Origin of the sequence: Corynebacterium kozikiae, assembly GCF_024580965.1 — a bacterium.
Classification (GTDB): Bacteria; Actinomycetota; Actinomycetes; order Mycobacteriales; family Mycobacteriaceae; genus Corynebacterium; species Corynebacterium kozikiae.
On sequence record NZ_JANIKJ010000002.1, the window covers coordinates 201148 to 215748 of the forward strand.

The following is a 14601-nucleotide window of genomic DNA, read 5'->3' on the forward strand; positions in this document are numbered from 1 at the left end:
GCTGGGTTGTGGAAACTTTCCCAGTTGCAAAGCTCGAAGGCTGCGCCACACGCCACGCAAACACACCTCGTGCTAGGAAACCCACAAGACATAAAAGGGCGGTTCGCGCTCGGGGGGGTGTGCGCGAACCGCCAACCCGGCTACAGGGGGGGCGAGCCGGGGCAGGCCACACTGTATATCGGGGCCTTGCACAGACGATTATGACACAGCCAACAAAGACGTGCAACACCTCCTCACAGCACCTTCAAACTCCCTGCCAAACTGCCACTTACGCAGCGAAAATCGCTACACTCGAGCAGGTGACGCCCCGCAACACGGAACGAACCACGCAAGCCGCGCCAACCACGGATACCCCAGCAACTGCCGCCGCGCAGCAAACCCGCGTGGCCGCGTTCTTTGATCTGGACAAGACGGTAATCGCTACGTCGTCGGCTCTTGCGTTTGGCAAGCAGTTCCTTCACCTTGGGCTGATCACACCCGCGGAAGCGCTGCATATGTCGGTAACCAAGGCCAGTTACATGCTCACGGGCCACAATGAGCAGCAGATGGAGGCCACAAAGGAGCAGCTTGCGCAGATGGTCGCGGGTTGGGAGGAAGCCAAGGTACGCGAGATTGCTGCGGAGGCCATGCACACCGCCCTGACCCCCGCGATTTACGCCGAGGCCCGCGACCTCATTACCGAGCACCAGCGCCAGGGCCACGACGTCGTAATCATTTCCGCCTCTGCCCGCCAGCTCGTGGAGCCGATCGCCACCGAGCTCGGGGTGGATCGCGTGGTAGCCACCGAACTGGAGGTGGTAGATGGCAAGTTCACCGGCCAGCTGCCCTTCTTCTGCAAGGGGCCACTCAAGGCGCAGGCGATTGCGGAGCTCGCCCAAACCCAACACTATGACCTGCAACAATGCTTCGCCTACACCGATTCCGCCACGGACCTGCCAATGCTTGAGGCCGTGGGTAAGCCGGTCGCGGTGAACCCGGATCGCGCCCTGCGTAAAATCGCCACTGAGCGCGGCTGGGAGATTCAGACGTTCAAAAACCCTGTGCCGCTCTTCCCTATCCCCACAAAACGCGAGCTCAGCATTTCCGCAGGCCTCGTGGCTGCGCTGGCATTCGGCGCGGTGTGGTTCACCAAGCGCGCTTAAGCACCCTGCACTTCCCTGGCAATTCCCTCCGCCTCCTGCGCTCCGGCAACATAGGCAAGCAGGAACTGCGCTACTTTCTCCTCCAGCGCCGCGGGCGTGCGGTACTCCGCGTGCCGACGCCGCCAGCGCACCTCCGGCACACACAATCCTCGCGGGTCAAAGCCGCAGGCAACAGCAACAAGGCGGGAGGTCACCCTGGCGATGGTGCCGGTGCGAGGCCCGAAAGCCCCCGAGGTGTAAATCTCCTCATGAACAACCGCAGCGAGCACGCCCGCGGGGGTTTCCTGGTTGCGGGCACCATCCACGATGAGCCGGGCCAGTGATTGCAGCCGGGCCGCGCCCTTCCCGGACTCGGGTTGCCCGCTACCGCCTGCCAGGGCGTCGATACGCGCGATCACCTGCAAGGGAGCGCGGACGAGGGTGCGCGTGGTGGCGTCGATGAGATTGGGGCCGCAAAGACTGTACGCGCTGAGCGACTCCTGTTCACCCAGGCCTTCCAGTTGCGCGGAAAGAGTGGCCGCGCGCAGAGCCGCCGTGGAGGAAGTGATGTTCACCTTGCGGAGGTTCACCGGGCGGCGGTGAACGGCGTTGATGGCGGCGGTGGCCTCGGCCAGAGGGGCGGCTACGGTGGGGTGCTGCGCAAGGTTGGCAATCATGGGTTCCATCTTCATCCAAACCATTGGGTGAGGGAATGAGCGTGGGGGTGCGGCGGGAAGTTTTTCACAAATTGGCAACTTTTTTAGCCTCGAATTGACACCGGTTTAGCGTTTCGTGGCACGATTGACTGTGATTGCGAAAAAATCTTTTCAAGGCGGCAGCTCCCGCAGCCACAAAATGCTGGCCCGGCGGAGCAGCTACCATCACAACAACTTTTGGAGGACCACGCCGTGAGCAACGAGAACGGCCTTTACACCGAAGGTGCTGAAACCTTCCAGGCAAAGGTGAACGCCATCCCACTTCGAGACGTGGACGCAGGCAACAACGGCTCCATCGGTTCCTTGGTGAGCGACGCCACCTCCCAAATGTCCTCCCTCTTCCGAGCAGAGGTAGAGCTGGCCAAGGCAGAACTCGCCCAGGAAGCCAAGAAGGGTGCCATCGGCGGCGGCCTCTTCGGTGTAGCTGGCGTCATTGCCCTCTACAGCTCGTTCTTCTTCTTCTTCATGATCGCCGAGGTCCTCAAGATCTGGCTGGCCTCCTGGGCCGCCTACCTGATCGTGTTCCTCGTGATGATCGGCCTGGCTGCTATCCTCGCGCTCATCGGTCTGAAGAAGGTCAAGAAGATCGGCGCACCGAAGAAGACCATCCAGTCCGTCAACGAACTCAAGAACCTGGTCCCAGGCCAGGCGCAGCAGAAGCTGGAGTCCGGCAACCGCGGCATGTATAGCTAGCACAGCGCCAACACCTGGCGTCAATAGCCCACCGCACATCAGGCAGTGCCCGAGAACCCCCGGGCACTGCATTTTTGTCCCCTTTTGTCCATGAGGAGAGCACCTTGGCACCACTTTCGCCGAAAGTCGTGGCCTTTGACGGCCCCTGGCGCCACCAAATGCTGCACACCCGCGGCATCCGGCTCCATGCCGCCACGATGGGCGAGCAAACGGGGCCGCTGGTGGTATTGCTCCATGACGCCCTGGGCGGCTGGTTCAACTACCGCCCCCTCATGGACAAACTTGCTACCTCAGGGCTCCATGTGGCGGCGTTGGACTGCCGCGGCTACGGCATGTCCGATAAGCCGCCAGCGGGTTACGACCTGCACAACGCCACCGGCGACATCGCGGGCGCGATCCGCACGTTGGGCCATGATCGTGCGCACGTCGTTGGTGTTGGCTCCGGCGCCGCGATTGCCTGGGCCCTGGCAACGAGCCACCCTGGGCACGTCGCTTCGCTGATCACCGCGGGAGCGATCCACCCCGCGGATATGCGCGCCGCGATCCTGCGGGCACCCTGGCGCTATGTGGGGTTGCTCTCCTTCACCACCCCGATGCGCCTGCCGCAGGGGTTGCGCAAGCTGTATTGGGTGCGGCCAGCGAACAAGATCGCCCGCGAGCTGCGCCTCAACACCGGCGTGAAGTACCAGGGCAGCGAAGCATTCAACGAGGAAGTACGCCTGCGGACCAAAGCACAGGCAATCGGCTCCACCTTCCCAGGGATCGCCAAAACCATGCGTTACCAGGTGAATCTGCCGCCGATTGGGTGGATTCAGCGCAGCGTGGACGTGCCAGCGCACGTGCTAGTGAACACTTCCAGGGCGCGTCTGGAGGCAAAGATCGCCCGAAAGCGCGCCACCACCCTGCACACGTTCAGCATTCCCGACGCCAAGCAGCGCCCCCACCTGGAAGCACCCGAACGCTTCGCAGAGGCGATCCTCGGCGCCGTAACCAGCGCCGAGCGGAGCTAGCGGGCCGCTAGTTGTTCACGCACTCCATGGTCCCCACCGGGCTGGTGAGCGTGGAAACGTTGCCGATGTTGGCCAGCACCTCACGGGCCGTCAGCGCGTAGCCGATGTCCGTGTTGTCCACTGCCGCGCCAAACACCACGCCGATGACTTCGCCGTTGGCATTCACCATTGGACCGCCGGAGTTGCCCTGGCGGATGGTGCCTCGCACGGTGTAGGCCTCGCGTTCCACGCGCCCCGAGGCGTAGATGTTCGGTCCGGAAATGGTGAGGCGGTCCGCGATCCTCGCCGGTGCGGCTTCAAAGGGCCCGGATTCGGGGAAGCCCATCACGATGGCGTCCTCGCCGCTCACCGCCGGATCTTGCGCCCACTGCAGGGCGGGTAGGCCTGTGGGCTCGGATTGCAGCACGGCGATGTCCAGCTCGGGGTTGTAGTACACCACCTGCGCCTGGAAGATGCCCAGCGTGGTGTCCAGGGCAACGGAGTTCGTGCCGGCCACAACGTGGGCATTGGTCACCACATGCGTATCATCCACCACAAAGCCGGAGCCCATGAGGCGGCGCGAGCACACCTGGGACTCGCCCATCACATGCACTACCGACGGCCGCAGCCGCTCCACCAGCGCCACGTCCTCCACCTGAATATCCGGGGCTTCCACCTCAAATCGGCTGGATCCCTCAAACGGGGAGACCAGCGGCGGCAGCCCGGATTCGGAGAGCATGGCGGAAATTTTCGAAGGCAGCGTGCCCAGCGCCTGCGGAGTGTTGCGGTCCACAAATCCCAGGACCTTTGACTGCGCAATTCCCTGCGCCGGCACTCCGCTCAGGCCCGTGGCCAGCGGGATTGAGACGAGCCACACCACCACCAAGGCGGTCGCGGCCTGAAACACCGAACCCAGGGAGGCATCCACAAAGCGCAACTTGCGCCACACCACCACGTCGCGCAGCGCCGAGCCGAGCAGCCCGCCCACCAGGTTGCCCACGCCAACCAGCAGAATCACCGTGCCGAGTGCGAGCAGGAAGCGCAGCGCCACGGAGTCGGTGAAGGTCATCACGACGGGGGCCAGCACCGCGCCGCTCAGCAGTCCCGCCACCACGCCGATCGCAGAGAATACCGACGCGATGGCGCCTTGGCGCCATCCCGCCCACATGGCTGCGAGCACTATGAAGGCAATGATGAGGTCTACTACAACACCGGGCTGCACTGTTGGTGGTTTCCCTTCAGAGTTTCTTTTCGTTGTTGCGTGAGCGCTCCAACGACTCCGCCAAATCGTAATGCGTCTGCTTATCCCAGGGTTGTTCCCACCCCGCCTGCTCAATCAACGCATCAAGGATTCCTCCTGTGAACCCCCACACCACGTAGCCGTTCACATGGAAGGCCGGGCCGTACCACTGGCCGAGGCGGACCATGAAGCGGTTGGCGGGGTCGATGAGGGTGGCCATTGGCACGTTGATCACCTCATCAGCCTCCTCGGGAGAGACCACACCCGTGGGTGAAATGCTGTGCCAGTGCGCCAGCACGGGAGTCACGGGGTAGCCGGTGGCGCGGATGTGGACCTCGCTTAGTTGGGCAACCGGGGTGACCGTCATCCGGTCTAGCCCAGTTTCCTCCCAGGCCTCCCGTAGGGCGCAGTCCACCACATTTGCGTCTGTTGCATCCATACGGCCGCCGGGAAACGCGATCTGCCCCGAATGTGAACGCATGGTGGGTGAACGGTGCGTGAGCAAGACGGCGGCGTCGTTAGGCAGCTCCGCACTGGTTTCCGTGCCGGAGAGCAGCACCAGCACCGCCGCCTGCCTGTCTTTCATTGGTTCATGAGGGCGGCGCAAGTTGAAGCCCACGGCGCGGTCCACGGCGCCGGAATGCGTGCTCATGAGGAGTTTGTGCATCCATACGGGGGCGCGCTGGGGTAAGAGTTCGATGTTCGCGCCCGGGGAGTCATGGCGGGCGGTCATGTGTTCACCATCTCGGCCAGGGCGTCCTCAAGCTCCTGATAGGAAGTGAACGACTTCGGCAGGTAGCCCTTGAGGGTGCCGTCAGGGGCAAAGACCACGGTGATCGGCACCACCTGGGGCAAGCCGAGCGTGCCGGCAAAGAGGTTGGAATCGTCCTGGTAGCTGGCCATTCCCACGCCCAGTTCCTCGAGCAGCGCGGCTCCGTTGGTGGCGGCCTTGTCCGCGTGCACGCCCACGATCGCGTACTCGGGGTGCTCCAGCGCAAGCTGGTCAAACAGCGGCAGCTCGGTGCGGCACGGCTCGCACCACCACGCCCACAGGTTCACCACCGTGGCCTGCGCCGCCGGGGTTTGTTCGCCATCCACAATCTCCCCACCCAGGCAGGGCAGCTCGATGCCTTCCATTTGCGGCGCGGGGCAGTCGGGGCGCTGCGTGAGCACCGGCGCGCCTTCCACATCCTCCGCCGCGCTTTGCCCCGATTCCGCTTGCATCACCGGCTGCTGCTCGGCCTCGGGGCGCAAGGTAAGCGTGAGCAGCACCGCGAGAATCGCCACGAAGCCCACCACGGAGGCAATCACTGTGTTACGCAACATCATCTACTCCTGCCATTTCCAGCAACCACTCCCGGTTCTCACCTTTCACCAGCGCCGCGGCCTCGCTGCCCTGGGCACCAATGCTTGCCGACGGGCACAGGCTCGCCAGCACACACGCGCCACAGGCCGGCTTGCGGGAGTGACACACCCGGCGCCCGTGGAAAATTACGCGGTGGGAAAACATAGTCCACTCTTTGCGTTCAATGAGCTCACCGATGGCGTGTTCCACCTTCACTGGGTCTTCCAGGTCCGTGAGCCCGAGCCTGCGCATGAGTCGCCCGAAGTGGGTATCCACCGTGAGCCCCGGAATGCCAAAGGCATTGCCGCGCACCACATGGGCCGTTTTGCGGCCCACACCGGGCAGGCGCACCAGGTCTTCCAGGGCCTTGGGTACCTCGCCACCGTACTCCGCAATCAACATCTGCCCCATCCCAATGAGGTGGTTGGCTTTGGCGCGGTAGAACCCCGTTGGCCGGATGATTTCCTCCAGCTCCGCGGGGTTGGTAGCCGCCTGGGCATAGGCTGCGGCGTCTGGATAGCTGGCGAACAAGGCCGGGGTGACCTGGTTGACGCGAACGTCCGTGCACTGGGCGGACAATACGGTGGCTACCAGCAACTCAAGGGGGTTGCGGAAATCAAGTTCGCAATGCGCGTCTGGGTGCGCCTGAGCCAAGATGCGGTTGATCTTTCGGGCCCGGCGCTTGCGTGCCAGCGGAGTTTCCTGCCTTGAAAGCATGCCCACCACCTTAGCTATTCCACCTGTGAAAAGGCTGGACAGTGCCCCCGAGACTCCGTGGCGGTCTGCGTTGGGGTCTGCGTGGGCACCGGACTTGACCGGGCTTGAACGGGGCTTGACCGGGCGGGACCGGCAGCGGGAGCGGTCCGGGCGGGATCCGGGCGGGTGACCTCAACCCTCCCACCCTTTCGGCCCCTCCAACCCTTTCAGCACCTCTCCACCTCTCATTGCCGCTCTCCGCGCTAAGCTCAATGCTCATGAGTGTGTTTTTGGTCATTGCCACCCCCGTATTCCTGGCCCTGTTCCTGCTGTGGATGGATCGCCTGGAGCGGGCAATCCTGCATACCCCAGATGAAACCAACCAAACGGGCATTTCCGAGCCACTGCCAACAACCCCCAAAAATGACGCTTAAGCAGCATATTTAGAACCCTTCGGCCGCGTTGGCAAAAATTATCAAAAATACCGGATATGTCCGGTTTTTCTAGAAAACTTCACAAATAATGTGCCAAAGTGATGTTTCACATAGTAAGGTGTGGGGAGTACGACGCGGCACCCCCTCGAGAGGCGCCGCGCACGGCAGTAACACTTAGTCTTCAAAAAGCTTCAACGAGGCGTTTTTTCAGTTCTGCAGTATGCCTTCGTTGTGATTACTAGAGGGAGTACATCTCAGTGGATGGCGTGCATGAAATCCTGTCCCGCGCAGGCATCTTTCAGGGTGTCGATCCGGTAGCGGTGAACAACCTGATCCAAGAGCTGGAAACGGTTCGGTTCCCCCGCGGCGCAACGATCTTTGAAGAGGGTGAGCCAGGAGACCGCCTCTACATCATCACTTCCGGCAAGGTGAAGCTGGCACGTCACTCACTCGACGGCCGTGAAAACCTCCTCACCGTGATGGGCCCTTCGGACATGTTCGGCGAGCTGTCTATCTTCGACCCAGGTCCACGCACCTCCTCCGCAGTGTGCGTCACCGAGGTCCACGCAGCAACCATGAACTCCGAGATGCTGCACAAGTGGATCGAGGAGCACCCGGAGATCTCCGAGCAGCTGCTGCGCGTGCTGGCCCGCCGCCTGCGCCGCACCAACGCCTCCCTGGCAGACCTCATCTTCACAGACGTCCCAGGCCGCGTAGCAAAGACCCTCCTGCAGCTCGCCAACCGCTTTGGCTCCCAAGAGGGCGGCGCGCTGCGCGTGAACCACGACCTCACCCAGGAAGAAATCGCCCAGCTCGTGGGCGCATCCAGGGAGACCGTAAACAAGGCCCTGGCCACCTTTGCCCACCGCGGCTGGATCCGCCTTGAAGGCAAGTCCGTGCTCATCGTGGACACCGAGCACCTGGCAAAGCGCGCCCGCTAAACCACAAACAAAACTCCCTTTTCGGGCCCTTGTTCATGAGGGGCCCGAAAAGGGGGTTTGGTGTTCCTCCAGCCTGCTGAACGAGCTAGCTTTCCTGCTGCTCCAGGTAGCGCAGCGCCACCCGGGTGGACTGCTCCGCCGCCCCACGCAGGACTGGGTCTACGTCGTCGTAAATCTCGTCGATGAGGGTCTTAATGCCCACATCTTTGCCCAGCTTCTCCCGGGCGGCCACGATCTGCTCGAGGCGTTGGCGGCGGCGTTCGGCGTACCACTGCGCATAACTCGCAACGTCGTCACCATCAGGACCGTGGCCTGGCAGCAGCTTCACGCCTTTGCCACGGCGTTCCAGAAGTTCCAAGGTGTCCAGGTATGCGCCCAGGTCACCGTCGGTTTCGGAGATCATGGTGGTGTGACGCCCGGCGATGGTGTCACCAGTAGCGATGCCCTCAAGAGTGGATTCGCCCGCCACACCTGACCAAATGAAGAAGCATACGCTGTCGCCAGTGTGCCCTGGCGTGGCCACCACCTCGATCTGCGGGGTCACACCCGGGACGGTGATGATTTCCCCAGGTTGCAGGGCCTCGCCGCCGTAGCAGTACGAAGGATCCATCGCACGCACGGGCGCGCCGGTGAGCTGGTGGAAGCGTTGGGCGCCGTCGGCGTGGTCGTGGTGGCGGTGGGTCAGCAGCACCAGCGCCACTTGCTCCGCTTTGGAGTTCAGGACGTTGAGATGGCCCTCGTCGTAGGGGCCGGGGTCGATCACAATGCTGTTCGGATCCTCGGGGCCGCGGATAACCCACGAGTTCGTTCCCTCAAGGGAGCTGTAGCCGGGATTGGGGCACAGCACCACTGCTGCGGAGGGCGTCACAGGGCGTAGTTGACTGTAAGCAGGATGCTCCATGCACACTAGCTTAGCTTTTCCATTGAATCCGCACTAGAAGTTTCCGCAAGGCGCGTACCGACGCCCCCAAGACCCCACCTTGGCAGCGTCGGAACGGGCGTGTGCGGGAGGCTGCGGGAGGCTGCGGGAGACTAGGAAACCTCAACCACAATTTCCACCTCAACCGGGGAGCCCAGCGGCAGCTCCGCTACACCCACGGCGCTGCGGGCGTGCGCGCCCTGTTCCCCGAAGATCTCTGCGATGGTGTTGGAAGCGCCGTTGATCACGGCGGGCTGGCCAGTGAAGCCCTCGGCGGAGGCAACAAAACCCACCACTTTGAGCACGCGGGTGACATTATCAATACCCACCAGCGCATCCACGGCTGCGAGGGCGTTGAGCACGGCGATCCGCGCGTATTCCTCGGCCTCAGCGGCGGTCACTTCCGCGCCCACCTTGCCGGTCTTGGGCAGGGCACCATCAACGAAGGGAAGCTGGCCGGAAGTCCACACCTGGTTGCCGGCCTGCACCGCCGGAACGTATGCGGCAACGGGGGCAGCTACGGCGGGAAGGGTAATCCCGGCGGCTTTCAGCTGGTCACTCACAGACATGTTAGGCAACCTCGCGCTTCATGTAGGCAACCACGTTTTCTGGGTTTGGCCCAGGAACTACAGAGACGAGCTCCCAGCCGTCTTCACCCCAGGTGTCCAAAATTTGCTTGGTTGCGTGCGTGAGCAGTGGCACAGTGGCGTATTCCCATTTCTTCATGGAAACAACCATACCCACGTTGAGGGAGGATTGAGCAGCTCCACTGAATGGAACTACTGAATGGAACTACATTACGGGGTCGCCACCCTGGGCGAAGTAATCCGCCCAGCTTTCCACGTGGGGGTTCTTGCGCAGGATCGCGCGCCGCTGGCGCTCGGTGAGCCCGCCCCACACGCCGAATTCCACGCGGTTATCCAGAGCGTCTGCGCGGCAGTTCATGAGGACCGGGCACTGGCTGCAAATTTCCGCGGCCCGACGCTGCGCGGCACCGCGAACAAAAAGGGCGTCAGGGTCGCCGTGGCGGCAAGCGGCGAGCATGACCCAGTCCTCGCGATCGATCAGGCCAGTGGCTCCCGCGTTTGCAGCAGATACACTTGAGGATGCAGTTGAAGAACCGTAGGAGTAGCGGTTTGCGCTGGTCATGAGGGATGCGGTCATAATGTCCAAACTCCTTGCCGATAGCCAAACTGACCCTTGTAAGTCTATTCACACTTGTTAAGGAAAGTCGAATGGGTCACAAAACAGGGGGAATTTCCCCCTCCCCCACACTGGGGGCTGTATAGGGGTTGTATAGGGGTTGTATAGGGATCGCAGCGGGAGTGGCTGAGCGCCACCCTTCGCAACTCCACGCGCCACGGCACAAGAAAAGCACCCTTTTCCAGCCGCGGGACTTCCCGCACGCTGGCGCATTCATTAGGGTGGACTGCGTGCAAACCTGGAAAGCATTGAGAAACATCGTGGGCGCAACCCTTGCGGCTGGCTTGGCAAGCGCCATTGCGCTTACCCCCATCGCCGCCGTGGGCGCCGTAGTGGTAGACCGCACCAATGCCACGATGCAGTCCAATCTGGAAGACATCACCCAAGGCCAAGCGCCGGGGGTGACCACCATCCTGGACGCCAACGATGAACCGATCGCCTGGATCTACGCCCAGCGCCGCTTCGAGGTGCCTTCCGATCAGATCGCCCAGCCCATGAAGGATGCGATCGTTGCCATTGAGGACCGCCGCTTCTACGAGCACAACGGTGTGGACATCCAAGGCAATCTCCGCGCGATGGCGAGCAACATTTTTGCCGGCGGCATCGCCCAGGGCGCATCCACCATTGACCAGCAGTATGTGAAGAACTATCTGCTGTTTGTCACCAGCAAGACCGAGGACGAGCAGGCCGCGGCCATTGAAACGTCCATTCCACGCAAGCTGCGGGAAATGCGCATGGCCTCGGAAATTGACGCCACGCTGAGTAAGGATGAGATCCTTACCCGCTACCTCAACCTCATCCCTTACGGCAACGGGGCCTTTGGCATTGAGGCGGCAGCACGCACCTACTTCGGTATCTCGGCCGCAGAGCTGAGCGTGCCGCAGGCAGCCATGCTCGCGGGCATCGTGCAATCCACCTCCGCGCTCAACCCGTACACCAACCCCGATGCCACGCTACAGCGGCGGAATACGGTGCTTGCGGCGATGGCGGACGTCGGCAGCATTCAGCCCGCCGATCTTGAGGCGCTGCAGCTTGAGCCGCTCGGCGTGCTTGAGGAACCCCAGGGCATGCCAAACGGCTGCATTGTTGCGGGCTCCGCCGGATTCTTCTGCGATTATGTGCTGCAGTACCTCGATGAGAAGGGCATCTCCCAGGACACCCTCACCTCCGGCGCCTACACAATCCGCACCACCTTGGAGCCGGCCGTCCAGGAAGCGGCAGTGAATGCGCTGCAAACGTACGTCAGCCCACAGACCCAGGGTGTGGCCGAGGTGATGAACATCATCGAACCCGGCGAGGACTCCCGCGCGATCCGCGCCATGGCAAGCTCCAGGAATTATGGCCTGGACTTGGAAAATGGTGAGACCATGCTGCCGCAGCCGTCCTCGCTGGTGGGCAACGGCGCAGGCTCGGTGTTCAAGATTTTCACGGCGGCGGCAGCACTTGAGGCCGGCTATGGTTTGGACACGATGATCGACGTCCCCAGGCGCTACGAGGCGCGCGGCATGGGTGAGGGCGGCGCCGACAACTGCCCAGCAGGCTCCTACTGCGTGGAAAACTCCGGCAGCTACGCCTCAAGCATGTCTCTGCGCGACAACCTTGCCCAATCCCCCAACACTTCCTTTGTGAAGCTGCTGGAGGAAGTGGGCGTGGAACGCGTGGTGGACATCTCCGTGGCCCTCGGCCTGCGCAGTTACACCGACGCCGGCAGCTTTGACGGCCAGGCCTCCGTGGCCGACTACGTCAAGGAGCACAACCTCGGCTCCTACACGCTCGGCCCCACCGCCGTGAATGCCTTGGAGCTTTCCAACGTTGCCGCCACCTTGGCCTCGGAGGGCCGCTGGTGCGAGCCGAGCCCCATCCGCGAGGTCACGGACGCCGATGGCAACCAGGTTTACCTGGAAACCCCCGCCTGTGAGCAGGCAATTGACGCCGAGATCGCCCGCGCCCTAGCAAACGGCATGGGCCAGGACGCCACGCGAGGCACCGCTGCCGACGCCGCCAGCGCCGCAGGTTGGCAGGCTCAAGTCGCGGCCAAGACGGGCACCACGGAGTCCAACCAATCTGCCGCATTCCTGGGCTTCAATAGCAACTTCGCCGCCGCGACCTACATCTACAACGACGGCACCACCATCTCCCCGCTTTGCACCAGCCCCGTGGTGCAGTGCTCCTCCGGCACCCTGTTCGGTGGCGGCGAGCCGGCACGCACCTGGTTCATGGCCGCAGGCAACACCGCGGGCGCGGCTTCCGGCACGCTGCCAAGCATGAACGAAAGCTTCGCCCAAGGCGCATCTGCCCAGCTTGCGCGGGACCTCGAGGGCCGCACTGAGGAGGACGCCCGCCGCCAACTCACCGCCGCAGGCTATCGGGTGAGCACCCAATACCAAACCGGCGACGGCAGCACGCGCGGCACCGTGATGCGCGCGGCAGTACCCACCCCGCTGCAGGAAGGCGCAACCATCACGCTGTACCTTTCCGACGGCACCTCCCCGCGCCCAACCCTCACGGTGCAACCAGACGAACCGGAGTTCACCCAGGATGAGCTGGATAATCTCACCCAGCAGCTCCAGGAGCTCTTTGGTTTCTAGTTCCCCTTATGAACTCAGCGCGGTGCGAACCGCTGCGGAAAGCCGCTTGCCGTCTGCTCGGCCGGCGGCTTTCTTCGTAGCCACGCCCATCACTTGGCCCATTTGCTGCATGGAGGAAGCCCCAACCTCCGCAACGGCGGCCGCGACCAGCTCTGCCAGTTCGGCGTCGTCAAGCTGCGCAGGCTGGTAGGCCTCAAGGACCGCTGCCTCTTCGAGTTCGTTGGCTGCCAGTTCCTCACGGCCGGCGGAAGTGTAGACCTCGGCTGACTCGCGGCGCTTCTTAATTTCCCTGGCGATGACTTTCAACACGTCTTCGTCGGAAACCTCATGCTTTTGACCTGCAGTTTCCTCCATGGTGATGGCGGCGAGCAGCATGCGTAGGGTGCCGGTGCGGACTTTGTCGCGCGCCTTCATGGAGGTGTTCAGATCTTCACGGATGGTTTCTTTCAATTGGCTCATGGGCTTCATCCTACTCATGGGGCGTTACACTGAGTTGGTGTCTACGTTCCCCAAAACTCTCGCCATCACCAGTGCCGCCGCCACCGCTCTGGGTGCAGGAATCCTCGCCCGGGCATGGCGCGAAACCACCCAGTTTGAGCTGAAAGAGCTCACCGTACCGCTGCTGGCAAAAGGCACGCTGCGCGGGAACAAGGAATTCCGCATCCTGCACGTATCTGACCTCCATATGGTGGCCGGCCAGACTCGCAAGCAGGACTGGGTACGCGGGCTTGCGCAGCTCAACCCCGACCTGGTGGTGAACACCGGCGACAACCTCTCCGACCCCAAAGGCGTGCCAGGCGTGATCCGTGCGCTCGAGCCATTGCTGCGCAAGCCGGGCCTGTTTGTGTTTGGCACCAATGATTACTTTGCCCCAAAGATGGTGAACCCCTTTGTGTACCTCATGGGCAAAAAGCGCACTCCGAGCACCGTGGAACTGCCGTGGAAGGGGATGCGAGCGGTGTTTGTGGAGCACGGTTGGCGCGACGCCAATCAGGCGCGCCACGAGTTTCAGGTGGGCCCGGTGCGCATCGCTGCCACTGGCGTGGACGACCCCCACCACAACCTGGATGACTACTCCGAGGTCGCCGGCGCTCCCAACCCCGACGCTGACCTAAGCCTTGCTCTGGTGCACTCCCCCGAGCCACGGGTGCTTAGTGCCTTTGCCGAGGACGGATACCAGCTTTCTTTGTCCGGGCACACCCACGGTGGCCAATTGTGCCTGCCCGGCGGGCGCGCCATTGTGACGAACTGCGGTATCGACCGCGAACGCGCCAACGGCCTGCACCGTTTTGGCCCGATGTGGATGCACGTGAGCAACGGCCTGGGGTCCTCCCGTTTTGTGCCCTTCCGGCTTTTCAACCGGCCTTCTGCCACATTGCTGCGGATTGTGGAAGTGGAGTGAGTTTGGAGGGGTTGTTGTGGTGATTTGTTGTGCTGATTTGTTGTGCAGTGCCTGCAGGAGTAACTTCAAACACGCAGCAGATGAGCGCTGAGCGTTCACCTCTTGCCGCGGGATATGGCGCAGCTTGGTAGCGCACCTCGTTCGGGACGAGGGGGTCGCAGGTTCAAATCCTGTTATCCCGACCAATACAGGCTTATTCAAACCTTTGGACTGAGTAAGTCGGTACGGCACCGAAGCAGGGTCTTCCGCAGGAATGCGGGAGGCCCTCTTCGTTTTCGTCGGCGTGTGTGCGGCCGAGGTGAGGCGGCACAGAT

General features: G+C 62.7%; 17 protein-coding genes and 1 tRNA gene. 8 read left to right on the forward strand and 10 right to left on the reverse strand.

The window, feature by feature from the left end; genetic code table 11:
* Positions 1-383: 383 nt before the first annotated feature.
* On the forward strand, positions 384-1142 hold the full coding sequence (locus tag NQ018_RS02935; protein WP_257058334.1) for an HAD family hydrolase: 759 nt from the start codon (positions 384-386) through the stop codon (positions 1140-1142).
* Here NQ018_RS02935 and NQ018_RS02940 read toward each other — a convergent pair.
* Complete coding sequence (locus NQ018_RS02940; protein ID WP_257058262.1) at positions 1139-1807, reverse strand: hypothetical protein; 669 nt, start codon at positions 1805-1807, stop codon at positions 1139-1141. The genes NQ018_RS02935 and NQ018_RS02940 overlap by 4 nt on opposite strands.
* Before the next feature lie 222 nt (positions 1808-2029).
* On the opposite strand from NQ018_RS02940, the gene NQ018_RS02945 reads away from it, so the two are divergent.
* Together NQ018_RS02945 and NQ018_RS02950 are read left to right on the forward strand one after the other, a co-directional pair.
* On the forward strand, positions 2030-2530 hold the full coding sequence (locus NQ018_RS02945; protein WP_257037367.1) for a phage holin family protein: 501 nt from the start codon (positions 2030-2032) through the stop codon (positions 2528-2530).
* Between the two features lie 104 nt (positions 2531-2634).
* Positions 2635-3540 carry an alpha/beta fold hydrolase gene (locus NQ018_RS02950; protein WP_257058264.1) on the forward strand — a complete coding sequence of 302 codons (906 nt, stop codon included), beginning with the start codon at positions 2635-2637 and terminating at the stop codon, positions 3538-3540.
* A gap of 7 nt (positions 3541-3547) precedes the next feature.
* Here NQ018_RS02950 and NQ018_RS02955 read toward each other — a convergent pair whose 3' ends face one another.
* The 4 genes from NQ018_RS02955 to nth are packed head-to-tail and all read right to left on the reverse strand — an operon-like array spanning position 3548 to position 6821.
* A complete protein-coding gene (locus tag NQ018_RS02955) occupies positions 3548-4741 on the reverse strand; it encodes a MarP family serine protease (protein WP_257058266.1) in 1194 nt (397 codons plus the stop codon).
* A 16-nt stretch (positions 4742-4757) separates the two neighbouring features.
* Positions 4758-5492: an NUDIX hydrolase gene (locus NQ018_RS02960; protein WP_257058267.1), complete on the reverse strand. Its 735-nt coding sequence runs from the start codon at positions 5490-5492 to the stop codon at positions 4758-4760.
* Complete coding sequence (locus tag NQ018_RS02965) at positions 5489-6082, reverse strand: TlpA family protein disulfide reductase (protein WP_257058336.1); 594 nt, start codon at positions 6080-6082, stop codon at positions 5489-5491. The genes NQ018_RS02960 and NQ018_RS02965 overlap by 4 nt, the downstream gene beginning before the upstream one ends.
* On the reverse strand, positions 6075-6821 hold the full coding sequence (nth, locus tag NQ018_RS02970; RefSeq protein ID WP_257058269.1) for an endonuclease III: 747 nt from the start codon (positions 6819-6821) through the stop codon (positions 6075-6077). Before nth ends, NQ018_RS02965 begins: the two co-directional genes overlap by 8 nt.
* A 257-nt stretch (positions 6822-7078) precedes the next feature.
* Here nth and NQ018_RS02975 point away from each other — a divergent pair, with 257 nt between their 5' ends.
* Both NQ018_RS02975 and glxR read left to right on the forward strand, forming a co-directional pair.
* Positions 7079-7234 (forward strand): hypothetical protein, encoded by a 156-nt coding sequence (locus NQ018_RS02975; RefSeq protein WP_257058271.1) that lies wholly within the window; start codon positions 7079-7081, stop codon positions 7232-7234.
* Positions 7235-7491: 257 nt separating this feature from the next.
* Positions 7492-8175, forward strand: a complete 684-nt coding sequence (gene glxR / locus NQ018_RS02980) for a CRP-like cAMP-activated global transcriptional regulator GlxR (protein ID WP_257039268.1) — start codon at positions 7492-7494, stop codon at positions 8173-8175.
* A gap of 85 nt (positions 8176-8260) precedes the next feature.
* Here glxR and NQ018_RS02985 read toward each other — a convergent pair whose 3' ends face one another.
* From NQ018_RS02985 to NQ018_RS03000, 4 genes are all read right to left on the reverse strand, one after another.
* Positions 8261-9076, reverse strand: a complete 816-nt coding sequence (locus tag NQ018_RS02985; protein WP_257039267.1) for an MBL fold metallo-hydrolase — start codon at positions 9074-9076, stop codon at positions 8261-8263.
* 131 nt (positions 9077-9207) lie between these two features.
* Positions 9208-9663, reverse strand: a complete 456-nt coding sequence (locus tag NQ018_RS02990; RefSeq protein ID WP_257039265.1) for a RidA family protein — start codon at positions 9661-9663, stop codon at positions 9208-9210.
* A 1-nt stretch (position 9664) separates the two neighbouring features.
* The gene (sp36, locus tag NQ018_RS02995) at positions 9665-9820 is read right to left on the reverse strand and encodes a Sp36 family protein (protein WP_257039264.1); all 156 of its coding nucleotides are present in this window, start codon (positions 9818-9820) and stop codon (positions 9665-9667) included.
* 66 nt (positions 9821-9886) lie between these two features.
* Entirely contained in the window at positions 9887-10138 is a 252-nt protein-coding gene (locus tag NQ018_RS03000; RefSeq protein WP_257039270.1) for a WhiB family transcriptional regulator, read from the reverse strand.
* 389 nt (positions 10139-10527) lie between these two features.
* Here NQ018_RS03000 and NQ018_RS03005 point away from each other — a divergent pair, with 389 nt between their 5' ends.
* Entirely contained in the window at positions 10528-12885 is a 2358-nt protein-coding gene (locus NQ018_RS03005; protein WP_257058272.1) for a transglycosylase domain-containing protein, read from the forward strand.
* A gap of 6 nt (positions 12886-12891) precedes the next feature.
* Here NQ018_RS03005 and NQ018_RS03010 read toward each other — a convergent pair whose 3' ends face one another.
* Positions 12892-13344: a GatB/YqeY domain-containing protein gene (locus NQ018_RS03010; RefSeq protein WP_257058273.1), complete on the reverse strand. Its 453-nt coding sequence runs from the start codon at positions 13342-13344 to the stop codon at positions 12892-12894.
* Between NQ018_RS03010 and NQ018_RS03015 the strand changes: the two genes are divergently transcribed.
* Positions 13343-14287 carry a metallophosphoesterase gene (locus NQ018_RS03015; protein WP_257058274.1) on the forward strand — a complete coding sequence of 315 codons (945 nt, stop codon included), beginning with the start codon at positions 13343-13345 and terminating at the stop codon, positions 14285-14287. The genes NQ018_RS03010 and NQ018_RS03015 overlap by 2 nt on opposite strands.
* A gap of 108 nt (positions 14288-14395) precedes the next feature.
* Positions 14396-14472 (forward strand) — tRNA-Pro (locus NQ018_RS03020).
* The last annotated feature ends 129 nt before the right edge of the window (positions 14473-14601 follow it).